This is a genomic window from Bacillus salacetis, from assembly GCF_049177075.1.
Classification (GTDB): Bacteria; Bacillota; Bacilli; order Bacillales; family Bacillaceae_B; genus Rossellomorea; species Rossellomorea salacetis_A.
The window spans coordinates 4,362,891-4,389,890 of sequence record NZ_CP185377.1 but is presented as its reverse complement, the minus strand read 5'-3'; the positions used below and the strand labels follow the sequence as shown (position 1 = coordinate 4,389,890).

Sequence of the window (27,000 nt, the reverse complement as noted above, 5' to 3'; positions counted from 1 at the left end):
TTTTTTAGATTCCTGTCAAAAACAAAGCTGCCCCTACATATCTCCTGGCAAGTGACTGATAATAAGCCGATTGTACTGTAAGAGCAGATGCTATTAGGACATTCAAGACGATGTCCTGGTTTTCCTTACTCAAACTGCTGAAGGAAGGCATCAGCCCCCGGCACTCTTCTTTAATGAGCTTATCGATACACCCATTCATTGTTCTGTGAGCCGCTTCGTTCATAACAGGTCCTGTATGGTGATGTAATTTATCAAAGACGGATGCGTAGGCAGAATATAAATCGACGGGATTGACCATGTCATCTGTCCGGTCTTCCGGATTATTAAAGATCAATGTAAGCACTTTGCGAATCGACTCAAAGTCCAGAGCTGCTTTCAGGTCCTCGACGATAAATAGGATTGCTGCCTGGTCAACTGTATATTTTCTGCCTATTTGCGGTGAGCCGATCAATTCCTTGATATCGCGTTTCACCCAATTTTGAACAGCGCTTGAGGACAGATTGGTAAATTCAATCTGGTTTCCCAGGGACACAATTTCATTGAGGGAAAAGCCGATTTCCTCGCTGCTGGTCTTAAAAAATTTTTCCAATATAGCAGGCATTTCTGTAGAGATAAATGCTTTCACCGTTTTTCCGTTCTTCATTTCATCTTCATGGGCAGATGACCATGCATCCTGGAGCACCATCAAAGGTGTATGTTCAGTTCCGCCGTTTAAAGAAGAAAGTAAATCGGCCATATTCTTTCTGGATAGTTTGAAGGATTCCACATTCTTCACCCCTGCCCCTTCCAAATTTTCTCCAATGTTCCTTTATCGTAATTGTTCCACTTCATCCAGTCAATCCTTTCAAAATCAAACTGCAAATAATCTACAGATGTCGAAAATAATAGGATTGATATTTGCAGGGGAAAATTGTATAATAAGTTCATACACAAGTTCATTTGAACTTGAAAAAGTGAGGGAGATTGAATGGGAAAAAGGATTCTGTACTTTCTTTTAACGAATATTCTCGTTTTATTAACGATTAGCATTATCTTCTCCGTAACAGGAGCAGGTAATTATATTAATGCACAAGGCGGCATCGATTTAGGAGCCCTGCTTGTGTTCAGTGCGATTATTGGTTTCTCAGGTTCCTTCATATCGCTTGCGATGTCACGCTGGATTGCCAAAAAAATGATGAACGTCCGTGTGCTGGACCCGAACAAGCCTATGTCCGCCATGGAGCAAGAGGTAGTTGAAAAAGTCCACCGTCTGTCAAAAGCTGCTGGATTGATGCATATGCCTGAAGTAGGTATCTATGATTCACCAGAAGTCAACGCGTTTGCAACAGGTCCTTCTAAGAAACGTTCTCTTGTTGCTGTTTCAACAGGACTGCTTCGTGAAATGGATGACGACGCAGTAGAAGGAGTTATCGCCCATGAGGTAGCTCACGTTGCGAACGGTGATATGGTCACAATGACATTGCTGCAAGGTGTCGTCAATACGTTTGTCGTCTTCCTTGCAAGGATTGCGGCTTGGATTGCTTCTCGTTTCGTTAAAGAAGATATGGCGCCAATCGTCCATTTTATTGCTGTGATTGTGTTCCAAATTGTGTTCTCGATCCTTGGAAGCTTAGTCGTTTTCGCATTCTCACGCTATAGAGAGTACCATGCTGACCGGGGCGGAGCAGACCTTGCCGGTAAAGATAAAATGGTTCATGCCCTGCGCATGCTGAAAGCTTATTCAAACCGAGTTGTTGAGGAAAGAGACACTGCGGTGGCAACATTGAAGATCAGCGGCAAAAGAAAATCTGCCCTTTTCTCCACGCACCCTGATTTGGATGACCGCATCAGCAGGCTGGAAGGCAGATAATAGAATAGGATATATATAAGATAAGGACACACCAGGGTTTAAGGTGTGTCCTTCTTTTTTTGAAAAGTTTAGGATGGACTATTGCACCAGACTATGACTTTGTATGGAGTGGTTTGGGCAGGGATGCTTTTAGTGGCAGGGCCGTATACGACAATGAGATTGCGGTTGGCAATATTGCCAGTGAAGGGCTGGCCATTGGTTAAAAGCACCTGGGTGTAGGGAGCAATATTCAGCTTTAACATTCCATCGCTGCTCAGTAACTGGCTGTTAAAGAAACCTGCTTTAACAGAGTAGTTTGGATTATCTGCCGCTACGATTAGCCCTCGGAATTGAGGAGGGTATATGAGCGGTACGGGTGCGTTGGCATCATAATAGCCGGTTATCCTGTCGCCTGTAGATATTACTGCCTGTTCAATACAATAAGTAGTGGGTGAGATGACAAAGTTCACAGTCGACCCCGTGCCATCCACTACAGAGAATAATTGATAGCAGCCTTCTTCACCCGTTTGGCCTGTGGGAAAGTTGCTGATCATGGTTACCGTACCGCTGAAAAAAGCGAAATTGACCATCTTGATGCCTCCTCCTGCTTTGAATCCATTTCTCTTCCGGATTAATATATTAACGTTTATAACTTCATTTCATCATTATGCAGCCCGCTTTCTTAAAAGTACTTTTATGTTATCTTTTAGGCGTTTGACTAAAAAATGGATTTGTAAGATAGTTACATATATATCGTTTTTTAGGCGGTGGAATGTTGAAGGAATTTCATTCAGCTTTTAATAGAAAGTTATATTATGGAATCTCTCTGGGATTGATCATCTTAATGTCTTCCGGGCTGTTGATTGCGAATCCGAGAAAGGGACTAATGGATACAGGTTATATCCTGCATATGGTTTTACTTGTCCTTCTTTCACTATGCCTGCTTATTTATCCAAGATTCGAAAGCAGGGTGTTGAGGGTACTCTTAATCATTGTCACGACAGCCTATTTTTATCTGCTTTTCTTCATCTATCCGGAGACATGGTCGACTTTTATATTCCTCTGCTTCATACCGGCCATATCCATCTTGTTCTATGATAAAAAATTGTTCTATTTTTCGTTTATTTTAAATGGAATCCTGGTTACGCTGACGTTCAGCTACATATCTTTAGTGGATGAAGGAAAGTATTTCTCTCATATTGAAATGGACCTTATAGGTAATATCGTAAATTTCATCGGCAGCCAGATGATCATCTTTTTCATCTTTCATTTAACCAATATGCGGATCAACAAGCAGCGGGTTTACTATGAACAGGTTCAGAATGCGGAAAGATTAAAGACGACAGGACAATTGGCTGCTGCAGTCGCGCACGAAATACGAAACCCTCTCACTGTTGTAAAAGGTTTTTTGCAATATTATGAAGGACATGATGATTTTAATAAAGAATATAAAAGAAACTTTTCCCTCATGATTAATGAACTGGATACGGCAGAACATGTGATTTCCCAGTTCCTGTCCATTGCCAAGCCCGATAAAGAAAGCAGGTTGAGCAGAGTTGAAGTGGAGACTGTGCTGGATGATGTTACGGAAATTTTAAAAACCTATGGTCTCCTGCATGATAATCATATCGACCTGCAAGTGCAGGAAAAGTGCTATATTTCTGCCAATCCAATCGAGTTCAAGCAGCTGCTGGTCAATCTGATTAAAAATGCCATTGAGGCTTCCCCTCATGGCGTGCCTGTCATGGTCAAGGCTGAAAGAAAGGGAAGTATGGTGGAAATCCAAGTGAAGGATAATGGCCGAGGTATGTCAAAGGAAGAAATAAGCTTTCTCGGAACCCCCTTCTATTCTTTGAAAAGTAAAGGTACCGGCCTTGGATTGATGATTTGCTATAATATCGTTGAAAAATATGATGGGGCAATTCAGTTTGATAGTAAACGGGGAAATGGAACAACAGTCACTCTGCGCTTCCCGCAAATACAAGAAAAGGGGTGAACCAATGAATACAAAACCGCAGAAAAGTATCATTGAAAAACTTAATCTTCAAAAGTTTTCTTCCAGGGCCATTCTGAATATTCCAGAGAATATCGATGACTTTAAAGAGCTTGAGTTTGACACATCTATCAAGGAAGAGCAGTATGATCTTTTATTTGTCTTTATTTTTCATTTGGAAGATTTCAATACGTACTTACAAGAAGCATTGGATCAAAAGCTGATCAAGGATAACGGGTACTTATATTTTGCCTACCCAAAGAAAAATAACCCTGCTTATGATCAGTATATAGAGCGTGACAGCATCTACACTCAGGAGCACTACAATGCAGACGGGTTTGTTCACGGAAGCAATCTCAAGTTCTCAAGGATGGTCAGCTTGAATGAAGTGTTCACCGTGGTCGGCATGAAAGCTCAGCCGGAGAAGAAGAAAGCATCGGCGAAAAAGAGCCAATGCGTTGATGATTACATTGAAAATATTGAGGATCTCAAACAATACTTGGACAACAACCGGGAAGTACTGAACATCTACAATGAGCTTACGTTCGGTTACCAAAAGGATTGGGCCCGTTATGTATTCAGTGCCAAAAGGAAAGAGACACAGGAAAAGCGGCTGAAGCAGATGGAGGCTGTATTGGCTGAAGGCTATAAGTCAATGGATTTGTACAGGCAGCAGAAGAAATAGTGAAAAAGAGGACGGTTCTGCATAAGAACCGTCCTCCCTTTGTAATCAGGCAAATACTTCACTCATTAAGGCATGTGTGTTTTCTTCCGTATCTTTGAAAAATGTCATCCAAGTCTCAGTCTGGCCCATTTTAGCAACCACATGCGGCTCGTCAACAAAGGTAATCCCTTTTTCTTTTAAAGCTTCATAGGATGACTTAATATCATTTACCTCAAAGTAAATCACCGAGCTCGCCTTCGCAAATTCTTCTTTTTCAGGCAGCGTCAGCATAAGGCGGAGCCCATTGCTTTCAAAAAAGGCCATGCTGTCCGTGTTGAAAAGCAAGGTTAGACCCAGTTTTTCTTTGTAAAAGTGAACTGCCCGCTCGATATCCTGAACGGGTATACCGATTTGTCCGATCTTTTGAATAGCGTTTGTTTCCATTACCAATTCTCCCTTCAACAGCTTTCTAGTCCATCCTAAACATCATTTTACTATTCTGATAATTTCATTATACACTAGTTTCCTATTTTCATAGAAAAGCACTGCTCCTGAAATGGGAACAGTGCTTTTATTGGATACTCTAAAGTTTGTTTATTTCTTGCGTTGAGCGCGGGCCTCTTGTTGTATGTCCTTGAAGAAAGAGAAGCCCATTAAAATCATGACAATGGCAAATGGAAGGGCTGCGATGATCAACATATTCTGCAGCCCTTGTGTACCGCCAAAATAGACAACGACGGCTGCAATGGAAGATTGAATCAAGCCCCATCCAATTTTGACTGAATTTCCAGGATTCAGCTGGCCATTTGTACTTAGCATTCCAAGGACAAATGTCGCAGAGTCTGCCGAGGTAATGAAGAAAATGGCAATGACAACGATGGTCAGAATAGACATCACCATGCCTAACGGGTACTCTGCCAGGACTCCGAATGTGGATGTTTCAAGCGAAAGTTCAGATATCGCCGCTGTTCCAAGCTGCTCCAGGTTGAGGGCAGAAACACCAAATACCGCGAAGAAGATGAAACATACCAAGGAAGGAAGCAGCAGGACACCAAATAGGAACTCCCTGACTGTCCGTCCTTTTGAAATACGGGCAATGAAAATCCCGACGAATGGCGCCCAGGAAATCCACCAAGCCCAATAGAAGATGGTCCAGCCATTGATCCAGCTGCGGTTTTCTTCATTTAGAGGTGCGAGTCTGAAACTCATATCGAAGAAATCGGAGATGTATCTTCCCAAAGTATCTGTGAACATATTGAGTATGTACATCGTCGGTCCAACAATAAATAGAAGAAGCAGTAAAAGAATCGCTAATCCCATGTTGATATTACTTAAGTACTTAATTCCTTTTCCGATACCGGACCATGCCGACCAGATGAAAAGGACAGTTGATACCGCCAAAATAATAATTTGTACAGTAAAATTATTAGGTACTCCAAATAGATAAGACAGGCCGCCTGTAATCTGGGCTGAGCCAAATCCAAGAGTTGCCGCCACACCGATGACCGTGGCGAATACAGCCAGAACATCGACGATTTTCCCAAACGGGCCTCTCATCATTTCTTCCCCAAATAAAGGAGTAAGTGTGGCGCTGATCAACCCTGGAGCGCCTTTATTGAACTTGAAATAAGCTAAAATCAGGCCAACGATTGCATAAACGGCCCAGGCGTGGATGCCCCAATGGAAGAACGAATATTTCAATGCTTCTTTAATTGCTTCATTCGTTCCTTCTTCGCTAGTGGGGCTGCTGATAAATGCGTGCGAAATAGGCTCGGCAGTTGTCCAAAAGACAAGGCCTATCCCCATACCGGCACTGAAGAGCATAGCAAACCAAGAAGATCTGCTGAACTCGGGCTCGTCATCCTTCTTTCCCAGTTTTAACTTACCGAATTTAGAAAACATGAGGAAAACACAGAAAAGAAGAATGGCGATAACAATCAGCAAGTAGAACCAGCCGAAATCACTTAAAATCCTGCCGGTTAAATTAGAAGAAAAAGTATTTAGATTTTCAGGGGCTACAGCTCCCCAGATAACGACTATCAAGGAGATAGCCAAAGCATACCAAAAAACTTGTGTCGCTTTATTCATAACTTCACCTCTCAAAATAGTTAACAGTTTGAGAGTATCCAACTCTATTATTATAACATAATTTTCAAAAAAGTGCTTTCAGCCCAAAAACAGGGCGGCCGTCTGCTTAATGAAAGCAGACGGCCGTCCTTCTTTATAGCAGGCTTTTTAAAATTTCCCTGGTTCCTCCTGCGAAACTTTCACTGGAGGATTTAATGGTAATTTGATCATCTTCCGTTTCCGGAGGATCACCATCACCGACCCAGAAGAACGTTACATCTTCAGCATGGTATTGGCGGGCTGTTTCGGCCATGATGAAGTCACCCTGGCTGTCGCCAAATACATTTACAGGATTATCATTGAGGGAAACCTGATCAACTACCCACTGCACTCCTACCTTTTTGGAGAGGTCTGGCGGGACCACATCCACACCATAGGTAGAGGTGACAACCTTCTTATTGTTCTTATCAGCGACCTCCTTGGCTTCCTCTGAATAGGCCTTTAACGCTTTTCTTGTCTTTTCCAGATGCTCTTCATCTCCCGGATCGCCGTGAACGGATTCAACCGTGCCCATGGATTCTTTGGTATCATCCCACTCTATTAGACCCTTATACTCTCTTTTTTTGCTGATTTTATAGAGTTCGTCTTTCACTTTATCTGGAATAACAAAATCCGGATCCAGCTGCCATGTATGGATATCCGGCCCTTTTCCTTTAATCGCTCCGTGTTCGGCCACACAGTAGAGGCTTGACCAGTCTAGGTCTTCACTTAGGGAGGTAAAGATATTTTCCGCCAGCCACTGTCTTGAACGCCCGGTGATGAAGGCAAGCTGTTCATTTTGTTTGTACAGCTTCTCAATAATATGCAACACTTCTTCACTCGGGCGAGCGTGCTCATCTGTCAGGACACCGTCTACATCAAAGATATAAAATGCCATGGTAACCTCCTTTTTTGTTTTTCTATCTCTATTTCACGAGAAATAAAAATCTAAACCGAATAAAAGACCAAATTCTACGTGAGGTCATAAAAAAATGGTCCATTCTCTCAAAGAAAGGACCAGTATTTTCAAATGTACAGAAAAACTTGGACCATTTCACGGAAGAAAAGACCAAGTTTTAGTATTGGCTCTAAAGATATGGTTCACTCCATAAAAGAAAAGACCAAATCTTCCGGCACGCACCAAAAATTAGTCCATTCAGCCAACAGCAGGCCTTAATTAACGGACCGCTTATAGGAAGCGGTCCAATTCATTGAAGAAAAGCCCATTCACCATTCTTTCGGTTCATAATCCAGTTCACGGAACAATTGCTGCTTTTCTTTTTTGGTCAGGTCACGCCACTGCCCTACAGGAAGGTTTCCCAGATGGATGTTCATGATGCGGACACGCTGGAGTCTGAAGACCTCATATCCCAGTGCCTCACACATACGGCGGATCTGCCTGTTCAACCCTTGAGTCAGGATGATCTTGAAATCGAATTTTGAAAGCTGCTCTACTTTACACGGAAGTGTTTTGGTTCCTAGTATCTTGACCCCTTCAGACATTTGCTTAAGGAATTCCGGTGTAATCGGCTTGTCCACGGAAACAATGTACTCTTTCTCATGCTGGTTTTCCGCTCTCAGGATTTCATTGACTATGTCACCATCATTTGTAAGCAGGATCAACCCATCAGAATCTTTATCGAGGCGCCCGATGTTGAAGATCCTTAGAGGATGGTTCACCAGGTCAACGATATTTCCCTTTACATTCTTTTCGGTGGTACTGGTGATACCAACAGGTTTATTCAAGGCAATATAGACGTTGTTGCGGGCTACACGGATCTGCTGTCCGCTTACCCTTACATCATCTCCGGGATTGACCTGATCACCGATTTTGGCAGCTTTGCCGTTAATCGTCACCCGGCCTTCTTCGATCAGCCTGTCTGCTCCGCGTCTTGAAGCTTTCCCGGCTTCACTGATAAATTTATTTATACGCAATTTCAACACACCTTTATCATTATCATTGTCGTTTTAAGAATATCCAATTACAGCAACGTTTTCAAGGAAGTCATGGCACAAGAAAAAGCTCCCTTCTCGAATAAGATGGGCCATCCAGTTTTACATAAGAATGATAAAACCAATCACACCTGCCAGAAGCGCGTAAAGAATCATGGGAATCAAGGTCATCCGGATGATAGTCCCCTCTTTACCGCCAAGATTTACAACGGAAGCGGCCGCAACCACGTTAAGGACACATATCATGTTGCCGGAATTGGCTCCAAGAACCTGAAGGGCAAGCACGACGTCAGTATCAGCACCAATGTTGTCCGCCACACTGAACTGGAACAGGGAGAACATCATATTGCTGAATGTGGCACTTCCTGAAATAAATGAACCAAGTGCCCCGATAATTGGTGCAGCCAGGGGCCAATTACCGCCAATTAAGCCGGAAACCATCTCTGCTAGTTCCATCGGCATGCTGTCCAGCTCCGCTGCGTTCACACCTGAGTTGATGAAAATCCTTACCATCGGGACAGCTGTTCCAAGGGCAATGATACTTCCTGCCATGGTTTTAGCTGAATGACTGAATGTCTCTTTGATAAGAGACCCTTTCATCTTATGGATGACGACCGTCAGGGCAACCACGACAAGGAAAATGGAGCCGGGCAGGTAAAAAGGTTCAAAGAAGGTGCTGATCTCTGTCCCGAGGATGGATCCCCAGCCGACTTTTACTTCCCTCAGCAACCCTTTCAAAGGCAGTACATCAATTCTGGTAAGCACCAGGAATACTGCAACCATAAGGTACGGAAGCCAGGCAAGCCACAGGGGGATGGTTTTGCCGGATACCACAGTAGTCTTTAGAGCCTCTTGTTTATTTTTCGGGAAATTCCATGGTCTATCAGGCAGGAGAAACCCGCGTTTGGCCGCAGGAACCACAATGGCGAGCCCGACAAGGCCCCCAATAATTGAAGGGAATTCCGGACCAAGCAGGGTTGCCACCAGGAAGGCAGGGATGGTAAAGCTCAACCCTGCGAAGACGGCAAACGGAAATATCTCCAGACCTTCCCTCCAAGAACGGTTCTCTCCGAAAAATCTGGTCAGCATCATCACCAAGATGACAGGGATGAACGTACCGATGAATAAATCAATGAAAACAGCAGTACTTGCTACTTCCTGCAAGTATTGATTAATAGAAATGCCGCCTAATCCTTTTTCAACGATATCTGCAAGAGACGCCCCTTCATTCAATCCTTGTTTAATCCCAACGATCACTGGCGTTCCTACAGCTCCAAAGGAAACGGCTGAACTATCTGCAATCAAAGCAAGAGAGACGGCTGCAAGCGCAGGAAATCCTAACGCAACCAGTAACGGGGCTCCGATGGCAGCCGGTGTCCCGAATCCAGCTGCTCCCTCGATAAAAGAACCAAACAGCCAGGCGATGATAATTAATTGAACACGCCTGTCAGAAGATATCTGTGTAAACCCGTTTCTGATGGAATCCAGTGCGCCGCTGTTGGAAAGAGTGTTAAGAAGCAAGATGGCCCCAAAAACGATCCATAAGATAGAGATCGCGATAATCAGCCCTTCTATTGTTGCGGCGGTAATCTGGACAACAGGCACCTTCCAGACAAAGAAGGCCAGCAATGCCGTTGCCGCCAGGCTGATCGGCATTGCCTTTGCAGCAGGCATACGCAAAATGACGAGGAATAAGAAAACGGCTAAAACCGGTGTTAATGAAGTAATGAGTTCAAAGAAATCCATAGGTGTTCATCCCTTTTTTATTAGATCTATTGATTACATCTTCAGTATACGATGTTTTGTTAAAAAAGGATGTGGATTATTTGTGAAATAATTCACAAAGATGTTTAATAGTAATTTTTAAAAAAGTATCGGATAAGTAGAACATTTTTTACAAAAAGAGAAGCAGGATAGAATAACCTGCTTCTGGTGAATTAATGTGTCTCCGTATTGGCACTGCTCTCTCTTAAAATAGGAAGTGAACAGCAGCGGAAGGAACCGCCTGATTTGATGATTTCAGTGATGTCGACTTCTAAGACATCGTAGCCCCTGTCCCGCAGTTTCTTATTCACATCTTTATTGACGGGAAGACTGAGGATTTTCTTATTGCCAATGGAAAGAAGATTGGTCCCCAGCGTGAATTGTTCTTCTTTAGATACGTCGATCAACTCATAACGTGAACCAAAAAACTCAATGTCTTCATCTGTCAGTGCTTCCCGGAAGATGAGAGCCTCTTTTGCTGAAATGACATTGAACACACAGTCTAAATGAAGATATTCCGCTTTGAATTTGATTCCTTTCACTTCGAAGTTAGGAAGGAGACTTTGCAGGTGGTCAACGGAACTTTGAGTCGTTCTTTCACTGAGCCCGACATAAACGGTATTTTGGTCAATGACTACATCACCGCCTTCAATCCGGTCCTCTGCCAGGTTGTAATAGGAAAGGTCCTCATCCTCAAGCCATTGTTTAAGGACGGCTTCTTCGCCTCGTCGGACTTCGCTTGCCATCCTTGCCACAAAGACCGTTTGGCCGATGGTGAACCCGATATCCCGTGTGAACACCTGTTCATGGTATTTTTTATGGTAAGGAAGCAGGGCAACCTCCACGCCGTTATCCCTTAAAGTTTTGACAAATTCTCCATGCTGTTCAACAGCTTTTTCTATATGTATCCCTTCATCTTTAAACTTTTTCTGGGTTTCATTAATGACATCCCTGATGGTCATATAGTGGGGTTCACATAGAATAACCCTCTTCAATGTATCGTACTCACTGTTGCAAAAGGTCCTGTGCTTTTCCTGAGATTCTGTGCTCATAAGAACGCTCCTCATAAATGAATTTAACTATAGGATAGACCTCAGGAGCTGATAATATTTATCCTTTTTTGGAAGCCGTGCTTTAACACTCTAAAGCACTAAGAGGGACTGTCCCTCTTAGTGCGGTGGTGCGGTAATGTGATAAAGTAATGTCCACCAAAGAGAAGAAGCCCAGATTTGCATATCCTGCTCTTTCCACCTTCATCCATGATAACTGGTAAAGATTTTCAAGCGCACTTAGATATCAAAGGAGGATTTAAAATGTGATATAGTATGTATAACATGAAACCGTAAGCTTGGTCCTTATGGTTTTATTTCATAATAGAGAGTGGAGAGATTTATTATGTTAATGACCGAAGATCAATTCATGATTCAAAAGCTCCAAGATTTATTTAAAGGAACTTCTGGAGATATAGATAAAGATATAGTGAAAGCCCAGCAGTATATGGATGGCATCAAAAACCTGATCGAAATCTGCGGAGATGATCCGGATAGGGACGGCCTTCAGGAAACACCATTCCGGGTGCTGAAAGCATTCCTGGAGTACACTGAGGGATACCGGGAAGATCCAAAAGCACACCTTGAAAAGGTATTTGATGTCCAACATAAAGAGCTGGTGATGGTAAAAGATATCGAGTTCCATTCAATGTGTGAGCATCATTTTGCGCCGTTCTTTGGAGTTGCCCATGTCGGCTATATTCCAGACAAGAAAATCACAGGCTTGTCGAAAATCGGCCGTATGGTTGAAGGGTATGCCAAGCGTTTTCAGGTCCAGGAAAGACTGACAAATGAAATTGCCCAGGCGGTGGAAGACATTCTGGAACCCCAAGGCGCTATGGTCGTAATTGAAGCGAAACATATGTGCATGTGCGGACGCGGCATCAAGAAGTCAAATGCATCCACAACCACTACAGCGGTTCGGGGTCTGTATGCTGATAAGGCTGATGCAAGGATGGAGTTCATTTCTCTTCTAAATAGATAACGTTGAGTTGCAGGTGAAAAAAATGAGACATGCAGTGATCACTGCCGGTTCCAAGGGGCTTGGCAAAAAAGTGACAGAGCATTTTCTTGAAAAAGGCTGTTCGGTGACTGTCAATTTCAGAAGTGACTTTGCGAGGGTGGAACAATTAAAGCGAGAATGGTCGCCGTATCTCGAACAGGTTCAGTTTGTTCATGGGGATGTTACAAAGAAGGAAGATATTATCAATATTATCGAGCAGGCGATGAATCGTTTCGGCCGCATCGACTATTTGATCAATAACGCAGGTCCCTATATATTTGAGCGAAAAAAGCTGGCCGATTATGAGGATACCGAGTGGGAGGAGATGATCAGCGGTAATTTGACGGCTGTTTTTCATTTCCTGAAATTAACCATTCCCATCATGAGGAAACAAAAATTCGGACGTATTGTCAATTATGGCTTCCAGGATGCAGAACATTCCCCTGGCTGGATCTACCGTTCAGCTTTCAGTGCTGCAAAAGTAGGGTTGGTTTCATTAACGAGATCGATCGCCTTGGAGGAAGCTGAATTTGGGATTACCGCCAATATGATCTGTCCCGGGGATATCAGGGGTGAGATGAAAGAGTCATCTATTGAAGCATCTAAAGGCATCAAGGATGGGAGAACCCCGATCGGGCGATCCGGTACAGGAGAAGATATTTCCCGTATTATCGGTTTCATATGCGATGATAACTCCGACCTCATCACTGGCAGCATTATATCAGCCACCGGTGGAATCAATGTTGTGAATCGCAATGCACTTTAATCTTCAATAAAAAATCCTGCACCCTAATGGATGCAGGATTTTTAATATTATTATCGCACTCGAACCTCAGAACCGATCGCAATGCTGCGCGGGTCGATATCAGGGTTCAATTCGTAAAGGTCATCAAGGGTTGTATTGGCATGCAGGTTGGCAATGCTCCAGAGGGTCTCACCCGGCTTAACAGTATGGTATACCTCTTTTGAGCTTGGACTTACTTTTACCTCAGAACCGATAACGAGATTATAAGGATCAATTCCCGGATTCAATTCGTAAATTTCATCTACAGTCAGGCCGGCATGAAGGTTGGCAATACTCCAAAGGGTAGAACCAGGAGTTACCGTGTGGAATGTTTCGTTTGGATATTGAGGTGCATCCTGAACCATAATTTCTGAACCGATTTCGAGGCTATTGGCATCAATTCCAGGGTTCCATTCATACAAGTCATTTACCGACACATTGTCATAGTCTTGCGCAATTCCCCAGAGCGTATCTCCTTTTTCAATGGTTACAGAAGTACCGGCAGCTGATGCTGCTCCTCCCCCGGCCATCATTCCCAAGGCTAAAGCAGGGGCTAAAATTTTTGAAGTTTTCTTCATCGATTTTCTCCTCCTTTTTTAGTCTTACATTATTTATCTTCCTGTTAAAATTGTTTTTAAACATTAACACGGTGAATTATTTAAAGGCCGAATAAAAGAAACCTCCATTATGGACAATAAAAGGGTAAAAATACTGTGAAAAGAGGTTATCTCTATGCAAAACCAAAACCATGATAATCAAGGATTTTCCCATGATGAATTCAAACTGTCCAAAACAGGCTTTGACCCAAAGATGCCGGGCCATCAGAACCAGCACTCCAATGAAATGATCCTCAGGCAAGAGCCGAGGACGGCAAGAAAAGAAGGAAGCGGTATAAGCCTTCCTTATGATACCCGCCTGGAAATGGGACTGATGCTTGATGAGCATTTGTGTGCCCTCAGTGTGGCATTGAATCAGTATACAAAACATCACTGGCTGACAGAAGGAGCGGAATCATTCGGAAGTCTTCATCACATCCTGGATGAACATATTGATGTCACCGAAAAGCACATTGATATGGTCGGGGAGCGTGTCGCCAGGCTTGGGGTTGTACCTACAGCACATCCGGTCACCCAGCACGAAATTTCTTATATCAAACATGAAGTAGAAGGCCGCTACACTATGAGGGATTTTCTCCGTAATGACCTTGAACATGAAATTAAAATCCAAGGCATGATGAGAAAGACAATCAAGCGTGCACATGAGCTGAATGACTTTGGGACTGTTCAAGTGCTTGAGGAAGTCCTTCTGAAAAGGGAAGACTTCGGATACCATATCTGGAGCCTGCTGGAGGACGATACGCTTGTTCGCGGCATGACACATCTTTTGGATGGCAACCAGGATATTGCAAATAACCGCCATTTGAATGACAATCTGCCGAATTAATACAAAAGATAAGGGGATTTTTCCTCTTATCTTTTTGTTTTTTGATAACAAAATTGGTAAACCAGCAAAAGAAGACAAAAAATTACAAACATTTCGCTAGACTTAGGTCCTTAGTCCTTTTATACTAGAGAAGAAAATAGAATAATTTGTAAAGGCAACCTTTTCCGAAAGGAACTGGACGCAAAGCTAAAGGGGCTAAAGTACATAATTACTACTATGCCAGCCAGTTGCAGAACCACAGGCCCTTTAGATATGGATAGGTCTTTTTTTATGCCCGTCCACTAGTAAACTACTAAAACTAAAGGAGAGATTAGCAGAATGAAAAAACTATTTTCTACACTCGTCGTTGCAGCTATGTTTTTGGGATTAGGGTCTAACGCATTTGCAGCAGAAGAAGACAATGATGTTGAGAGAGCAATGGAAATGATAGAAAAAACTAATGTTGAAATCGAAGAGAAGGTTCTAAAAGCAGTCGAAAAAGCTGATAATCTGCAACAGGACTATCTCACGGAGATTCGGCAGGTTGAGGAAGGAAAAGAAGTAGTCAAGCTGAAAGAGGAGAAAGAAAAGGCTTTAATTGAACTAGAAATAAATCGACATGACCAGAAAAAGTTTGAAAAAATATTAGAAAAAATAGAAAAGGTAGATGCAAAGATAGATGAAGAAAAGGATAAGATTGATTCGAAGATAACTGAAATTGAGCAGGAAATTGATGAATTAGAAACCGAATTGTTTAGCCCAGATGTCAGTGATAAAGAAAAGGAAAAACTAAATAAAAAGATAGTAAAGTTGGGTGAGAAACTGACTAAAAAAGCAGAGAAAGCTGAAGAGAAAACTAATAAATATACTGAAGGCCTTGAGAAAGTAATTGAAAAGGTTTATGATGAAACGCTAAAGATGTCGAATGAAACTATTGAAAAAGCTGCAGAATTAGGTGTACAGGCAGAGTGCAGCTGGAAGCTTGTTCGGTTTGCTGATAAATGGGTCTGGATTGATCCGATCAGAGTAGTGGGTTGTAACTAATTTAAATAGGATTATAACTGAAAATAATATATAATTAAAAGAGTTCATAATTTTTGAACTCTTTTTTTAAAGGGAAGAGGGTGAAAAATTGGAAGGTTTTAAGATAGGTAGAAAGGGACAGTTCTTAGAGTCGGTAAAGTATATAACCAATGATATAAGTTTATTATCTCGTGGAGATGGTATTGAAATATTAACTCAATCAATAGAAAAGGAAAGACTTTTTTATGTGTATCCCTCTGAAAATCCTAATGCACTTGAATTTTACTTTATACTGACGGGGGAAGTTGAATGTGAGCTTGATGAAAGCAAGGTTATTCTTGGACCACAGGATTATTTTTCAGCTAAAGGTATCAAAGACCCCGTTCACTTTAAAACTCTTTCTGAAGTAACCTTGCTGTGGATTATAACAGAACCGACATTTCGTTACATAAGTAATGAAATTACTTCGTTAATGGATGTTGTTAAGCAGGTAGAACAGAAAGATAGATATACATTTAACCATAGTGACAGAGTTGCAAATTATGCCGTGAAAATAGCAAAAAAATTGAGGGTAAATGTTGAACAATTAGAAAACTTGAATGTAGCGTCGTATTTACACGACATTGGAAAAATCAACGTCCCGGAAGAAATCCTCAACAAACCGGGCAGGCTGACCGACGAAGAATTTGATATCATCAAAAAGCATCCTGGCGACGGCGCTGAAATGATTAAAGGAACTTATTATGAAGAAATATATCCAATCATCGAGCAGCACCATGAACGCTTAAATGGTACTGGATATCCCAACCGTTTGAAGGGTGATGAAATTTCTTTGGAAGCCCGCATCATAGCTGTCAGCGACACTTTCGATGCTATGACCGAAGACCGGGCCTATCGAAAGGCCTTTGATGCTCAGTTTGCATTGGACGAGTTGAAAAAGCTCTCAGGAACTCATTATGATCCTGAAGTTGTAAGGGCTTTCGAAGAAGTCCTGGTAGAAGAAGGACTTGTGAAAAATCAGGAATCAGAACAGACCGGATAAAACCCTGCTCCTCAATAGGATAGCAGGGTTTTTATCTGAACATCATTGGTTGCTTACTTTAATGATCTCTACATAGAATTTAATCGCATTGATATAATTTTCAGCGCTGATATGTTCATTGGTTCCATGCATTCTGTTTAAGTCCTCAGAGGTGATCTGCACAGGCAGAAAGCGGTACGTATTGTCAGAAACACTGTCATAGTGCTTGGCATCCGATCCGGCAAACATCAGGTATGGGGCGATGACTGCCTCGTCATAAACATTTCTGGCAGCCTGCTGAACGGTTTGGAAGGGCTCTCCTTCCACCGAAGAGACTTTCGTTGCTTCACTGCCCTTAACTTCAACCTTAATCTCCTCATCATCAATCGTCTTCTCAATGAAATTCTTTACGTCTTCCAAAGAATCCCCGGGCATCAATCGGAGGTTAATAACAGCAGAGGCTTGCTCAGGAAGTGCGTTATATTGTTCACCTGCTTGAAAAATAGTTGGAGCAATTGTGGTTCTGATCAATGCTGCTGAAGCTGGCTGCTGCAATAAGACCTTTTCTATAATAGGTTCAAAGATCCATTTGTTTGAAAAAATATACTTCATTCCAAAGTCCATCTCAGGAGCGACATATTCAAATAAATCTTCACCCGGCCCTTTAAGGTCTTCCTGAAATTGAGTCTCCTCCAGTTTGGCGATTGCACCCGCAATTCTTCCGATATTAGTCCGGCTTTTTGGCTGGGAAGAATGACCGCCGCTTCCCTCAATGGACAATGCTGCAGTTGCGGACCCTTTTTCTGAAATACCGACTACGCCTACCGGAGATTTCACACCAGGTACCATATTTTCTACTATAGCACCGCCCTCATCCAGGACAAATTCAAATTGAATGCCCCTTTCTTTCAAGGTCTCTGCCATAGCACTTGCACCTAGATCTCCGCCAACTTCTTCATCAAAACCAAACATGAAGTACATATCTCTCTCTGGCTTAAATCCTTCTTCCAACAGATAATCCAAAGCCTGAAGGATGCCGATGACCCCTACTTTATCATCGAGAGTTCCCCTGCCCCATATTTTTTCGTCAATAACAGTGCCGCTGAAGGGGGCTTGTTCCCAGTTTTCCTCAGTTCCCTGCAAAACAGGCACAACATCATAGTGACTTGTTAAGCCTACAGGTTTCTTGGACTGGTCTTTTCCTTCCCATCTGAACATAAGGGCATAATCGTTGATTCTTTCCACGTCCAGTTCCTTATGAACAGAGGGGTAGCTGTGCTGGAGGAAATCTATGAAACGATCAAACTCTTTATAATCGAATTTTTCCCGATCTTGATAGGAGATTGTTTTATATGTAATAGCTTCTGAAAGATGCTTTACCGCTTCTTCTTGATTAATATTGATCTCAGCCTTTTGAGAAGCAGGTTGTTTAGAGTCAATGGTCATTGTGGGGAAAGCGGTTACAAAAATAAATATCAAAAGAAAAGCTACTAATATTAAGATGAACAGTTTCCACTTCTTCACTTCGTCCACTCCCTTTTAGACCATTATAATCGACAGATATATTTTTAGAATAGTCAATTAAATAGCAACTTTTAAATTGTTTATGATCTAAGGTATGAAAGAGGAAATATTAACAGGAAAGCAAGCTGCTTTGAAGTCATTAAAAGGTTTGGTATAGAAAAGAGCCTGGAATAATCCAAGCTCTTTTCGTTACAAAATCAGGCCCACCACATTTTGCCGACAGATTCCCTGACCATAACAGGCTTCAGCGTTTCCACTGCCTTCGTGAATCCTTCATCGATTGACATCAGGCCATCTTCATGTTCGATGCTGACAACATAATCATAATCATAAAGACGAAGTGTACTGATCATGTCTGCCCAGGTTTTTTGATCATGACCGAACCCGACAGTCCGGAAATACCAAGATCGGTCACGAAGCTCTGAATAATCAGTCATATCTGTGAGACCATGCCGGTTCATGTTCTGCTGATCAATAATTGTATCTTTTGCATGGAAGTGATGAATTGCATTCTCACGGCCAAGTATCTTGATTGCTTCAATAGGGTCTATACCCTGCCACCACATATGGCTTGGATCCAGATTTGCACCTATGGCCGGCCCGCAGGCTTCTCTCAGGCGGAGCATCGTGGATGGCGTATGGACAGAGAATCCACCATGAAGCTCTAACCCGATTTTTACATTATGAGCCTCAGCAAGATCGTTCTTTTCTTTCCAGTAAGGAATCAGTTTCTCTTCCCATTGCCATTTCAGCACTTCCTGGAAGTCATGCGGCCAAGGTGTTACTGGCCAGTTTGGATACAGTGCATGCTCGTGGTCGCCCGGGCATCCGGAGAACGTATTGACAACCGGAATGCCAAGTTTGGAAGCGAGCTTAATTGTTTTTACGAGAATTGCATCTGCTGGTTCAGCAATTTTCTTTTGCGGATGCAGTGGGTTCCCATGGCAGCTTAAAGCACTTATGGTCAACCCATGTGCAGCGATCTTTTCTTCAAAACTGTTGAGTTTGCTTTCATCTTCCAGCAGTTCATCAACTTTACAATGTGCATCACCAGGGTAACCCCCTGTCCCCAGCTCAATTGCTTCTATTCCTTTTGAAGAAACATATTTTAACATGTCATCAAAGCTTTTATCTGAGAATAAAACTGTAAAAACGCCTAATTTCAAAAGAATACCCCCTTCAATTAGTTTTCAGAATTTATTGTTTTGTAATCCGTTACATTTTTAACATATAGAAAAAAAACTAATAAATCAATAGAAAACTAGGATAATAATTTTACTGTTGACAGAGAAATGGTTATATATTACCATTTGAATTGTAAACGATTACAATACCTTCAAGACAGAGAAAGAAGGCTATTATTAAGATGGCAAACATCCAACAGGTCGCAAAAGAGGCTGGTGTCTCAGTTGCAACAGTATCAAGAGTTTTAAACGGACAAAACTCCGTTTCAACCAAGACAAGAATTAAAGTGGAAGATGCAATCAGGAAGTTAAAATATGAACCGAGCATGTTGGGCAGAAATTTAAGAAATTCCGAAAGCCGCATTTTGCTGGTCATGATTCCGACCATCTCCAATCCTTTTTATCTGGAAATCATTAAAGGAATTGAGCAGATTGCCATAAGCCAAAACTACAACATCCTATTGTGCGAGACAGATTCTGATCCGGAAAGGGAAAATATTTATTTTGACATGGTCAGAAAGAAGATGGCAGACGGCATTATCTCCATGGATCCTGCTGTCAATGTTGAAACACTGAAACAGCTTGCTGAAAACCACGCGATTATTCAATGCAGCGAGTATTCGGAAGACAGTGGTATACCATTCATTACGATTGACAACGAGGAAGCATCCTACCGGGCAGTCAAACATTTAATCAAGATTGGTAATGAAAAGATTGCATTGATTAATTCAGATGAAAAGAATTTGTACGCCCGACTACGTAAAAAAGGTTACCAGCGTGCACTGGAAGAGCACGGAATACCTTTTAATCCCGATTATGTCATTACTGTTCAGCAGCTCGGCTTTGAATATGGCCAGAATGCGATGAGAAAAATATTAAACCTGCAAGAAAGGCCTACTGCGGTATTCGCCATATCGGATCTGCTGGCAATCGGGGCGATTAAGGAGATTAACAATAATGGACTTAAAGCACCTGACGATATTGCGGTTGTAGGATTTGATAAAATTGATTTTTCCAATATGACACATCCTACACTGACGACCATTGCCCAGCCGATGTATAAAATGGGCAAGATGGCTGCAAAAATGCTGATTGATCAAATTAAAGGGGAAAAGGTAGAAAGCATAATACTTGAACATGAGCTGGTTATACGCGAATCCACTTCTGGGTGATCGTTCTAAGCTCAGCGCTCTGTTATTAATCATTAAGTTAATAATAGAGCGCTGACCTTAGATGTAAATGTAATCGATTACATAGAAGGGGAGCTAAGAAAACAAACATACAAAGGGGTGCTTAGATTGAAGAAGTTTTTTGTACTATGTTTATCTTTACTATTAGTTTTTGGTTTGGCCGCTTGTAATACGGAAGAGGGAAGCGGCGGTGCAGACGACGATACAATCAAAATCGGTATCTCGCTGCCATCAGCTACCCACGGTTGGATGGGTGCACTGATCGACAGTGCTGAAAAACAGGCACAGTCCCTTGAAGAAAGTGAAGGCATTGAGTATGTGATGACAAATGCAGCTGACCCTAACAAACAGGCAAACGATGTAGATGACCTTATTGCACAGGATGTCGATGCAATCGTCATGCTGCCGATTGAATCAGCAGCGCTGTCTCCGGTCGGACAAAAAGTTAAAGACGCTGGTATTCCGCTTGTCATTGTCGACCGTGAACTTGAAAATGACGCAGCTACAGTTGTCGTTAAAGGGGATAATGAGGGAATCGGTGTCAATGCAGGAAAATATTTTGTTGAAAAGTTAAATGGAGAAGGTAAAGTCGTAGAAATCACAGGACCTCCAAGTTCTGTTACTGAACAACGCGGAGCAGGATTCCAAGAAGCAATGGAAGAAGCAGAAGGAATTGAAATCATTGCTTCTCAAAGCGGTGATTTCTCAACTGAAAAGTCACTTGAAGTAATGCAGAATATCTTGCAGGCACATGACCATATCGATGCAGTTTTCACACAGGACGATGGAATGGCGCTGGGAGTACTGCAAGCAATCAAAGAGGCAGGCCGTGACGATATTCAATTCATCACAGGTGCCGGCGGCGGTAAAGCAGTATTTGAAAACATCCAGGAAGGCGGACTGATCACTGCTACTTTCCTATACTCTCCAACAATGGTTGAAGACGCAGTGAAAATTGCTGTAGATCTTGCCCAGGGTGAAGATCCGGAAGAAACAATGGTAGTGAAAGAAGCAACGCAGGTTACAGACGAGAATGTTGATGAGTACTACGATCCTGAGTCAAAATTCTAAAAAAGATAAGGAGGCTGTCTCATAAGGGCTTGTCCCTTGGCTTTTGAGCCAGCCTCCCTTCTCTATAAAGGAGGGGCAATAGATGTCTTCGGATCCTTTCATGATGATGAAAAACATCCATAAGTCATTTAATGGCGTACGTGTTTTGAAAGATGTGACACTGGAAGTGGAAAAAGGCGAAATACACGCCTTATTAGGTGAAAATGGAGCAGGGAAATCTACGCTCATGAACATATTAGGCGGTGTCCATCAGCCTGAAAAGGGTGAGATCTATATTAACGGAAACCAGGTGAAAATGCTTAATCCGAGAATTTCACAAGAGCAGGGAATAAGCTTTATTCACCAGGAACTGAATGTGGTTGCCGATCTGAAAGTCTATGAGAATATGTTTTTGGGCTCGGAACTCCGCAATAAATTCGGCTTCCTCAAGGTGGAAGAGATGTGCAGGCAGACAAGTGATATTCTTGCACAGTTGGGAATCAATATTAACCCGAAAGAGTACGTACGGAATCTGGATACTTCTTACAAGCAATTGATTGAAATTTCAAAATCCCTTCTGCATAAATCGAAGCTGATTATTATGGATGAACCAACATCCTCACTTACTGAACATGAAGTTGAACGCTTATTCGAATTGATGACAAATCTGAAAAAGTCAGGTGTCTCCATCATCTATATATCTCACAAGTTAAATGAAATTAAAGTGGTTTGTGACCGTTATACCGTATTGAGAGATGGTGAATTAGTAGGCACGGGAAGCATTGCCAATGAAAATGTAGACAGCATAACCAAATTGATGGTCGGAAAGTCCATTTCAGAAGAACGGTTGGAATCTTCCCATGAACTTGGACCCGTATTGCTGGAAGTGAAAAACTTAACAAATCAAGGTAACTATAAAAATATTAATTTTACAGTTCGAAAAGGGGAAATTGCCGGTTTCACCGGATTGGCGGGGGACGGCAGAACCGAACTGTTCGAAAGTTTATTTGGCTATCGAAAAAAATACACTGGTGAAATTAGAATCAATGACCAGCTGGTAAAAATAGATCACCCAAGCAAAGCTGTAAAAGCAGGGTTGGGCCTTGTTCCGAAAGACCGTAAAGAAAATGCCATCATTAAAGATTTAAGTGTCATCCATAACATGACGATGTCCTCAATAGGCCACTTTGAAAAAACAGGTTTCATTAAGGAAAAGATTGAGAGAGAAAAATTCCAGTTCTATAAAGAGAAACTCAATATTAAGGTTCACAATCCACGAATAACGATTGATAAGCTCAGCGGCGGGAATCAGCAGAAAGTGATTATCGCCAAATGGCTTGAAGTGAACACGGACATTATCATATTTGATAATCCGACGCAGGGAATCGATGTCGGTGCAAAACAGGAAATCTATCATCATATCATTTCGCTGGCAGAACAGGGCAAAGCCGTGATCATCCTTTCTTCTGAAGCACCTGAAGTCTTGAAGGTCTGCCACAACATCAATGTCATGTATCAAGGTGAAATTACAGCCAGGTTCAAGGGTGATGAGGCAACGGAGGATGAGATCATGAGTTATGCTACAGGTTCAAAAAGGGAGGCTGAAAGAATTGGCTAATGCTCAATTGAAAGCAAATACAGGAAACACAAAATCAAATACACAAGGTCGCCTCTCTTGGCTGTGGTCAGAGTATAGCGTCATTATTGCATTTTTAATTATTTTTGTTGCGGCGTCGATTATGAGTCCCAGATTCCTTGACCTCAATAACCAGTTGAACATTTTAATGCAGGTCTCCATTATCGGCATTGTTTCGCTCGGAATGACAATCGTTATGCTTTCCGGAGGAATTGACCTGTCAGTAGGATCCGTTTTGGTTTTGGTAGGGGTCATTACAGTCCTCGCATTGAATGCTACAGGAAGCATATTCGTGGCTATCCTGACGGCATTTGCCATTGGTTCTTTTGCCGGATTCCTTAACGGCTTAATGGTGGCCAAAGGGAAAATTGCCTCCTTCATTGCCACTCTTGGAATGATGGCGGGTGCACGTTCAATTGCATTGTATATCGCTGAAGGCGGAAGTGTTTCAGGGGAGGTTTCAGGATTCACAGCTATCGCCAACAGTGATTTATGGATCATTGATTATCCGATTATTATCTTTTTAATTATGACAGTCCTGGTTTATATTCTCATGCACAAAACCCGGTTTGGAAGGTATGTGTACGCTCTTGGAAGTAATGAAAAAGCAGCCCTGCTTTCGGCTATCCGGGTTGACCGTGTGAAAATCGGTGTCTATACATTGACAGGGCTTCTGGTAAGTATTGCGGCCATTATAGAAACATCCAGGTTGAATTCCATTTCATCTTCTAGTTCAGGGGTCCAATACGAGCTGGATGCCATCGCAGCAGTTATCATCGGCGGAACCAGAATGACCGGAGGACGCGGAAAGATCATCGGGACCTTCTTCGGGGTGCTAATCCTCGGAATTCTTAATAACATGATGAACTTGATGAACGTATCCCCGCATCTGCAAGGATTTGTAAAGGGCTTGATTATCATCATAGCAGTAGTATTCCAGAAGAAAGAATAGAGGTGTAATACAATGGGATTAAAAGCAGGAATTATCGGCTGTGGGTCGATCGCGAAATTACGTCACGCACCAGAATATTTCGCTAATCCCCACGTTGATGAAATAGTATTTTATGACAGAAATCCAGAACGGGCACAAAAGCTTGCCGATATGTTTGATGGCAGCACAGTGGATACAGTTGAGCAGCTTTTTGAAGATACTTCAATAGATGTTATCAGTGACTGTTCTTCAAATGAATACCATCATATTTATTCAACAAAAGCACTGCTAAGCGGGAAACATGTATTATGTGAAAAGCCAATTTCACTCACGATTGAACAAGCGCAGCAGGTGGTGGATGCACAGAACCAGTCAGGAAAAAAGCTGATGGTCGACCATAATCAGCGGTTTACTCGTGCACACCAAAAAGCAAGGGAAATCATCCAAAGTGAAGAGCTCGGTAAAGTCCTTTCATTTAGGACAATATTCGGTCATGCCGGACCGGAACACTGGGGGGTAAACAAATCCAACTCGACGTGGTTTTTCAAGAAAGACCGGTCCGGCCTCGGGGTTGCAGGGGATTTAGGGATCCATAAGATTGATTTACTGCATTATCTACTGGATGATGAGATCACACAAGTCAGCGCATTTCAGGGAGCGCTGGACAAAGTCGATGAACAAGGCAATCCGATAGAAGTTTGTGATAATGTTGTCTGCAGCCTTAAAACCGAAAAAGGACGATTAGGAAATGCCTCTTTCTCCTGGACCTATTATGGAGAAGAAGACAACAGCACAGTGGTTTATTTCGAAAAAGGAATCATGAAAATCTACCACAATGATGAGTATCAATTAGAAGTCATTAAAAAAGGTGGAGAGAGGATCAATTATCAATTGGAGAGAATACAAACCAATGATAACCAGACAAACAGCGGAGTGATTGATGAGTTTGTGGATTGTGTCTTGAATGACAAACCATCCCTGGTGTCGGGAGAAGATGCCCTCTTATCTCTCAAGGTGATTCTTGGCATACTGGAAGGTGCTAAAACGAATAAAGTCGTTACGATATAAAACATTTAGTCTAATCCTTATGGGTTAGGCTTTTTTTGATTGGGACACTGCCTAGGAGCAATAAAAAAATCCCCCCCCGGCACATGGCCGAGGGGGAGCTTCTATATGTTAACGTATACCTTTCATGAACTTCTGGATAACCGGCGAGATAACGAAAAGGATGATACTTAATAGTATCGCTGCTCCTCCGATTGCCCCGAAGTACATTGTTTCGTTTGCTGGTGTATAGAATTTAACGAGTTGCGCGTTCAGGGCCTGTGCCGCTGCACTTGCAAGGAACCAAACACTCATTGTCTGAGCTGAGAAAGCTACAGGTGCCAGTTTGGTAGTGGCAGATAATCCGACAGGCGAGATCAATAACTCACCAAGTACAACGATAAAGTAGCTTAGTACAAGCCATAGTGGGCTTACCAAGGCATCTCCGCTGATATAACCAGGGATCAGGATAACAAGGAACGATAACCCTGCAAATAATAATCCCAGTGAGAATTTTTGCGGGATATTCGGCTGGCGGTTACCCAATTTCACCCACATCCAAGCGAAGACAGGTGCAAAGAGGATGATGAATAACGGGTTTAGAGATTGGAACCATGCTGGAGAAATCGTAATTCCGGCAAAGTCCAGGTCCGTTCTTTTATCAGCATAGCTTGCCAGGATTGTAGAACCCTGCTCCTGGATTGCCCAGAACATAACAGCTGCAATGAACAGCGGGATGTAAGCGACAACTCGAGAGCGTTCTGTTTCCGTTGTTTTTGGGCTGAAGTACATAGCTATGAAGTAAGCAGTCGGAATTAAGATACCCAGAATTCCAATCATATTGATGAATGTATCAACAGTGAAAAGGCCGTTTGGAATCAAGTATGCCAGCAGTCCACCAACTACAATCACTGTAACGGCAATAATTGTGGAATATTTTTTCTTTTCAGCAGGTGTCAGCGGGTTGCCGACATAAGTACCTGCCAATCCCAAGTTTTTCTTCTTCGTAACAGAAAATACGATCAATCCCAGCAGCATACCGACCGCAGCCGCACCGAATCCCCAATGGAAACCAAGATTATCAGAAAGGGATCCTGTGATAAGCGGAGCAAGGAATGCCCCAAGGTTGATACCCATATAGAAAATACTGAAGCCGGCATCACGGCGGCTGTCATTTTCCGGATACATCTCGCCGACGACACTGGAGACATTTGGTTTTAATAAACCAGTCCCTAGGACGATTAAGACCATTGAGACAAAAAACATGGAAAGGCTTCCAGGAATGGCCAAAGCGATATGACCGAACATGATTAATATTCCGCCGTAGAATATGGCTTTAGATGTCCCGAATACCCGGTCAGCCAGCCAGCCTCCGATGACACCGGACATATAAACCAGTGCACCATATATAGACATAATGGAAAGGGCAAGGTTCTCATCCAGTCCTAATCCGCCTTCAGATACCTCATAGTACATGTAGAAGACGAGGATGGCTCTCATGCCATAGTAAGAGAATCTCTCCCAAAACTCAGTGAAAAATAACGTGAAAAGTCCTTTAGGATGTCCAAGGAATCCCTTTTGAGGGACACTTTCGACAATTCTTTGTTTGTCTAGTTTTGACATTTGTCTACCTCCTATAGAAATACTTTTCTATAATAATTATTATTTTCCGCTTTGTCAAAATACTTTCTAATAGTTCTACTAGTAAAATAATTGGGAATAGAGGGTAAATACAGGTAGAAGGTAGTGGTTGAAGGGTTTCGAGTAGGAGGATAATATTATTCAAATAATAGTAATCGGTTAAAATATACCTGTAACGGATAAGTGCTTG

General features: G+C 42.3%; 25 protein-coding genes and 1 riboswitch. Of the genes, 13 read left to right on the top strand and 12 right to left on the bottom strand.

Annotation, left to right across the window (positions count from 1 at the left end; translation table 11 throughout):
- Positions 1–4: 4 nt before the first annotated feature.
- Positions 5–766 (bottom strand): DUF1836 domain-containing protein, encoded by a 762-nt coding sequence (locus ACOJQI_RS22535; RefSeq protein WP_421382363.1) that lies wholly within the window; start codon positions 764–766, stop codon positions 5–7.
- Between the two features lie 201 nt (positions 767–967).
- Here ACOJQI_RS22535 and htpX point away from each other — a divergent pair, with 201 nt between their 5' ends.
- A complete protein-coding gene (gene htpX, locus ACOJQI_RS22530; RefSeq protein ID WP_421382361.1) occupies positions 968–1,849 on the top strand; it encodes a protease HtpX in 882 nt (293 codons plus the stop codon).
- A 68-nt stretch (positions 1,850–1,917) separates the two neighbouring features.
- On the opposite strand, the gene ACOJQI_RS22525 is transcribed toward htpX, so the two are convergent.
- Positions 1,918–2,418 carry a hypothetical protein gene (locus tag ACOJQI_RS22525; RefSeq protein WP_421382360.1) on the bottom strand — a complete coding sequence of 167 codons (501 nt, stop codon included), beginning with the start codon at positions 2,416–2,418 and terminating at the stop codon, positions 1,918–1,920.
- A 182-nt stretch (positions 2,419–2,600) separates the two neighbouring features.
- On the opposite strand from ACOJQI_RS22525, the gene ACOJQI_RS22520 reads away from it, so the two are divergent.
- Together ACOJQI_RS22520 and ACOJQI_RS22515 are read left to right on the top strand one after the other, a co-directional pair.
- A complete protein-coding gene (locus ACOJQI_RS22520) occupies positions 2,601–3,824 on the top strand; it encodes an ATP-binding protein (RefSeq protein WP_421382358.1) in 1,224 nt (407 codons plus the stop codon).
- Between the two features lie 4 nt (positions 3,825–3,828).
- Entirely contained in the window at positions 3,829–4,506 is a 678-nt protein-coding gene (locus tag ACOJQI_RS22515; protein ID WP_421382356.1) for a YdeI/OmpD-associated family protein, read from the top strand.
- A 45-nt stretch (positions 4,507–4,551) separates the two neighbouring features.
- On the opposite strand, the gene ACOJQI_RS22510 is transcribed toward ACOJQI_RS22515, so the two are convergent.
- The 6 genes from ACOJQI_RS22510 to ACOJQI_RS22485 form a co-directional block, all read right to left on the bottom strand.
- A complete protein-coding gene (locus tag ACOJQI_RS22510) occupies positions 4,552–4,929 on the bottom strand; it encodes a VOC family protein (RefSeq protein ID WP_421382354.1) in 378 nt (125 codons plus the stop codon).
- A gap of 150 nt (positions 4,930–5,079) precedes the next feature.
- The gene (locus ACOJQI_RS22505; protein ID WP_421382352.1) at positions 5,080–6,573 is read right to left on the bottom strand and encodes a glycine betaine uptake BCCT transporter; all 1,494 of its coding nucleotides are present in this window, start codon (positions 6,571–6,573) and stop codon (positions 5,080–5,082) included.
- Positions 6,574–6,706: 133 nt separating this feature from the next.
- A complete protein-coding gene (locus tag ACOJQI_RS22500; protein WP_421382350.1) occupies positions 6,707–7,489 on the bottom strand; it encodes an HAD-IIB family hydrolase in 783 nt (260 codons plus the stop codon).
- Positions 7,490–7,818: 329 nt separating this feature from the next.
- A complete protein-coding gene (rluF, locus tag ACOJQI_RS22495; protein WP_421382348.1) occupies positions 7,819–8,535 on the bottom strand; it encodes a 23S rRNA pseudouridine(2604) synthase RluF in 717 nt (238 codons plus the stop codon).
- 111 nt (positions 8,536–8,646) lie between these two features.
- Positions 8,647–10,290, bottom strand: a complete 1,644-nt coding sequence (locus tag ACOJQI_RS22490) for an L-lactate permease (RefSeq protein WP_421382346.1) — start codon at positions 10,288–10,290, stop codon at positions 8,647–8,649.
- Between the two features lie 191 nt (positions 10,291–10,481).
- Positions 10,482–11,360: a dimethylarginine dimethylaminohydrolase family protein gene (locus tag ACOJQI_RS22485; protein WP_421382344.1), complete on the bottom strand. Its 879-nt coding sequence runs from the start codon at positions 11,358–11,360 to the stop codon at positions 10,482–10,484.
- A gap of 343 nt (positions 11,361–11,703) precedes the next feature.
- Between ACOJQI_RS22485 and folE the strand changes: the two genes are divergently transcribed.
- Both folE and ACOJQI_RS22475 read left to right on the top strand, forming a co-directional pair.
- The gene (gene folE / locus ACOJQI_RS22480; protein ID WP_421382342.1) at positions 11,704–12,342 is read left to right on the top strand and encodes a GTP cyclohydrolase I FolE; all 639 of its coding nucleotides are present in this window, start codon (positions 11,704–11,706) and stop codon (positions 12,340–12,342) included.
- A 22-nt stretch (positions 12,343–12,364) separates the two neighbouring features.
- Entirely contained in the window at positions 12,365–13,126 is a 762-nt protein-coding gene (locus ACOJQI_RS22475) for an SDR family oxidoreductase (protein WP_421382340.1), read from the top strand.
- Positions 13,127–13,176: 50 nt separating this feature from the next.
- Here the strand turns inward: ACOJQI_RS22475 and ACOJQI_RS22470 are convergent, their stop codons facing one another.
- On the bottom strand, positions 13,177–13,722 hold the full coding sequence (locus tag ACOJQI_RS22470) for a LysM peptidoglycan-binding domain-containing protein (RefSeq protein WP_421382338.1): 546 nt from the start codon (positions 13,720–13,722) through the stop codon (positions 13,177–13,179).
- A 154-nt stretch (positions 13,723–13,876) separates the two neighbouring features.
- Between ACOJQI_RS22470 and ACOJQI_RS22465 the strand changes: the two genes are divergently transcribed.
- From ACOJQI_RS22465 to ACOJQI_RS22455, 3 genes are all read left to right on the top strand, one after another.
- On the top strand, positions 13,877–14,587 hold the full coding sequence (locus ACOJQI_RS22465; RefSeq protein WP_421382336.1) for a Dps family protein: 711 nt from the start codon (positions 13,877–13,879) through the stop codon (positions 14,585–14,587).
- A gap of 143 nt (positions 14,588–14,730) precedes the next feature.
- Positions 14,731–14,822: riboswitch (cyclic di-GMP riboswitch) on the top strand.
- Positions 14,823–14,905: 83 nt separating this feature from the next.
- Positions 14,906–15,610, top strand: a complete 705-nt coding sequence (locus ACOJQI_RS22460) for a hypothetical protein (protein ID WP_421382334.1) — start codon at positions 14,906–14,908, stop codon at positions 15,608–15,610.
- A gap of 88 nt (positions 15,611–15,698) precedes the next feature.
- Complete coding sequence (locus ACOJQI_RS22455) at positions 15,699–16,631, top strand: HD-GYP domain-containing protein (RefSeq protein ID WP_421382332.1); 933 nt, start codon at positions 15,699–15,701, stop codon at positions 16,629–16,631.
- Positions 16,632–16,673: 42 nt separating this feature from the next.
- Here the strand turns inward: ACOJQI_RS22455 and ACOJQI_RS22450 are convergent, their stop codons facing one another.
- Together ACOJQI_RS22450 and ACOJQI_RS22445 are read right to left on the bottom strand one after the other, a co-directional pair.
- The gene (locus tag ACOJQI_RS22450) at positions 16,674–18,134 is read right to left on the bottom strand and encodes a M20 family peptidase (RefSeq protein ID WP_421382330.1); all 1,461 of its coding nucleotides are present in this window, start codon (positions 18,132–18,134) and stop codon (positions 16,674–16,676) included.
- Between the two features lie 197 nt (positions 18,135–18,331).
- Positions 18,332–19,300, bottom strand: coding sequence for a sugar phosphate isomerase/epimerase family protein (locus ACOJQI_RS22445; protein WP_421382328.1), 969 nt, complete (start codon positions 19,298–19,300; stop codon positions 18,332–18,334).
- A 200-nt stretch (positions 19,301–19,500) separates the two neighbouring features.
- Here ACOJQI_RS22445 and ACOJQI_RS22440 point away from each other — a divergent pair, with 200 nt between their 5' ends.
- The 5 genes from ACOJQI_RS22440 to ACOJQI_RS22420 all read left to right on the top strand — a co-directional run bounded on the left by ACOJQI_RS22440 (position 19,501) and on the right by ACOJQI_RS22420 (position 25,193).
- Positions 19,501–20,490 carry a LacI family DNA-binding transcriptional regulator gene (locus tag ACOJQI_RS22440; RefSeq protein ID WP_421382326.1) on the top strand — a complete coding sequence of 330 codons (990 nt, stop codon included), beginning with the start codon at positions 19,501–19,503 and terminating at the stop codon, positions 20,488–20,490.
- A 126-nt stretch (positions 20,491–20,616) separates the two neighbouring features.
- Entirely contained in the window at positions 20,617–21,579 is a 963-nt protein-coding gene (locus ACOJQI_RS22435; protein WP_421382324.1) for a substrate-binding domain-containing protein, read from the top strand.
- 82 nt (positions 21,580–21,661) lie between these two features.
- Positions 21,662–23,176 (top strand): sugar ABC transporter ATP-binding protein, encoded by a 1,515-nt coding sequence (locus ACOJQI_RS22430; protein ID WP_421382323.1) that lies wholly within the window; start codon positions 21,662–21,664, stop codon positions 23,174–23,176.
- A complete protein-coding gene (locus ACOJQI_RS22425; protein WP_421382321.1) occupies positions 23,169–24,146 on the top strand; it encodes an ABC transporter permease in 978 nt (325 codons plus the stop codon). Before ACOJQI_RS22430 ends, ACOJQI_RS22425 begins: the two co-directional genes overlap by 8 nt.
- 12 nt (positions 24,147–24,158) lie before the next feature.
- Complete coding sequence (locus ACOJQI_RS22420) at positions 24,159–25,193, top strand: Gfo/Idh/MocA family protein (RefSeq protein WP_421382319.1); 1,035 nt, start codon at positions 24,159–24,161, stop codon at positions 25,191–25,193.
- 108 nt (positions 25,194–25,301) lie between these two features.
- Here ACOJQI_RS22420 and ACOJQI_RS22415 read toward each other — a convergent pair whose 3' ends face one another.
- Positions 25,302–26,792 (bottom strand): peptide MFS transporter, encoded by a 1,491-nt coding sequence (locus ACOJQI_RS22415; RefSeq protein ID WP_421382317.1) that lies wholly within the window; start codon positions 26,790–26,792, stop codon positions 25,302–25,304.
- Positions 26,793–27,000 lie beyond the last annotated feature (208 nt).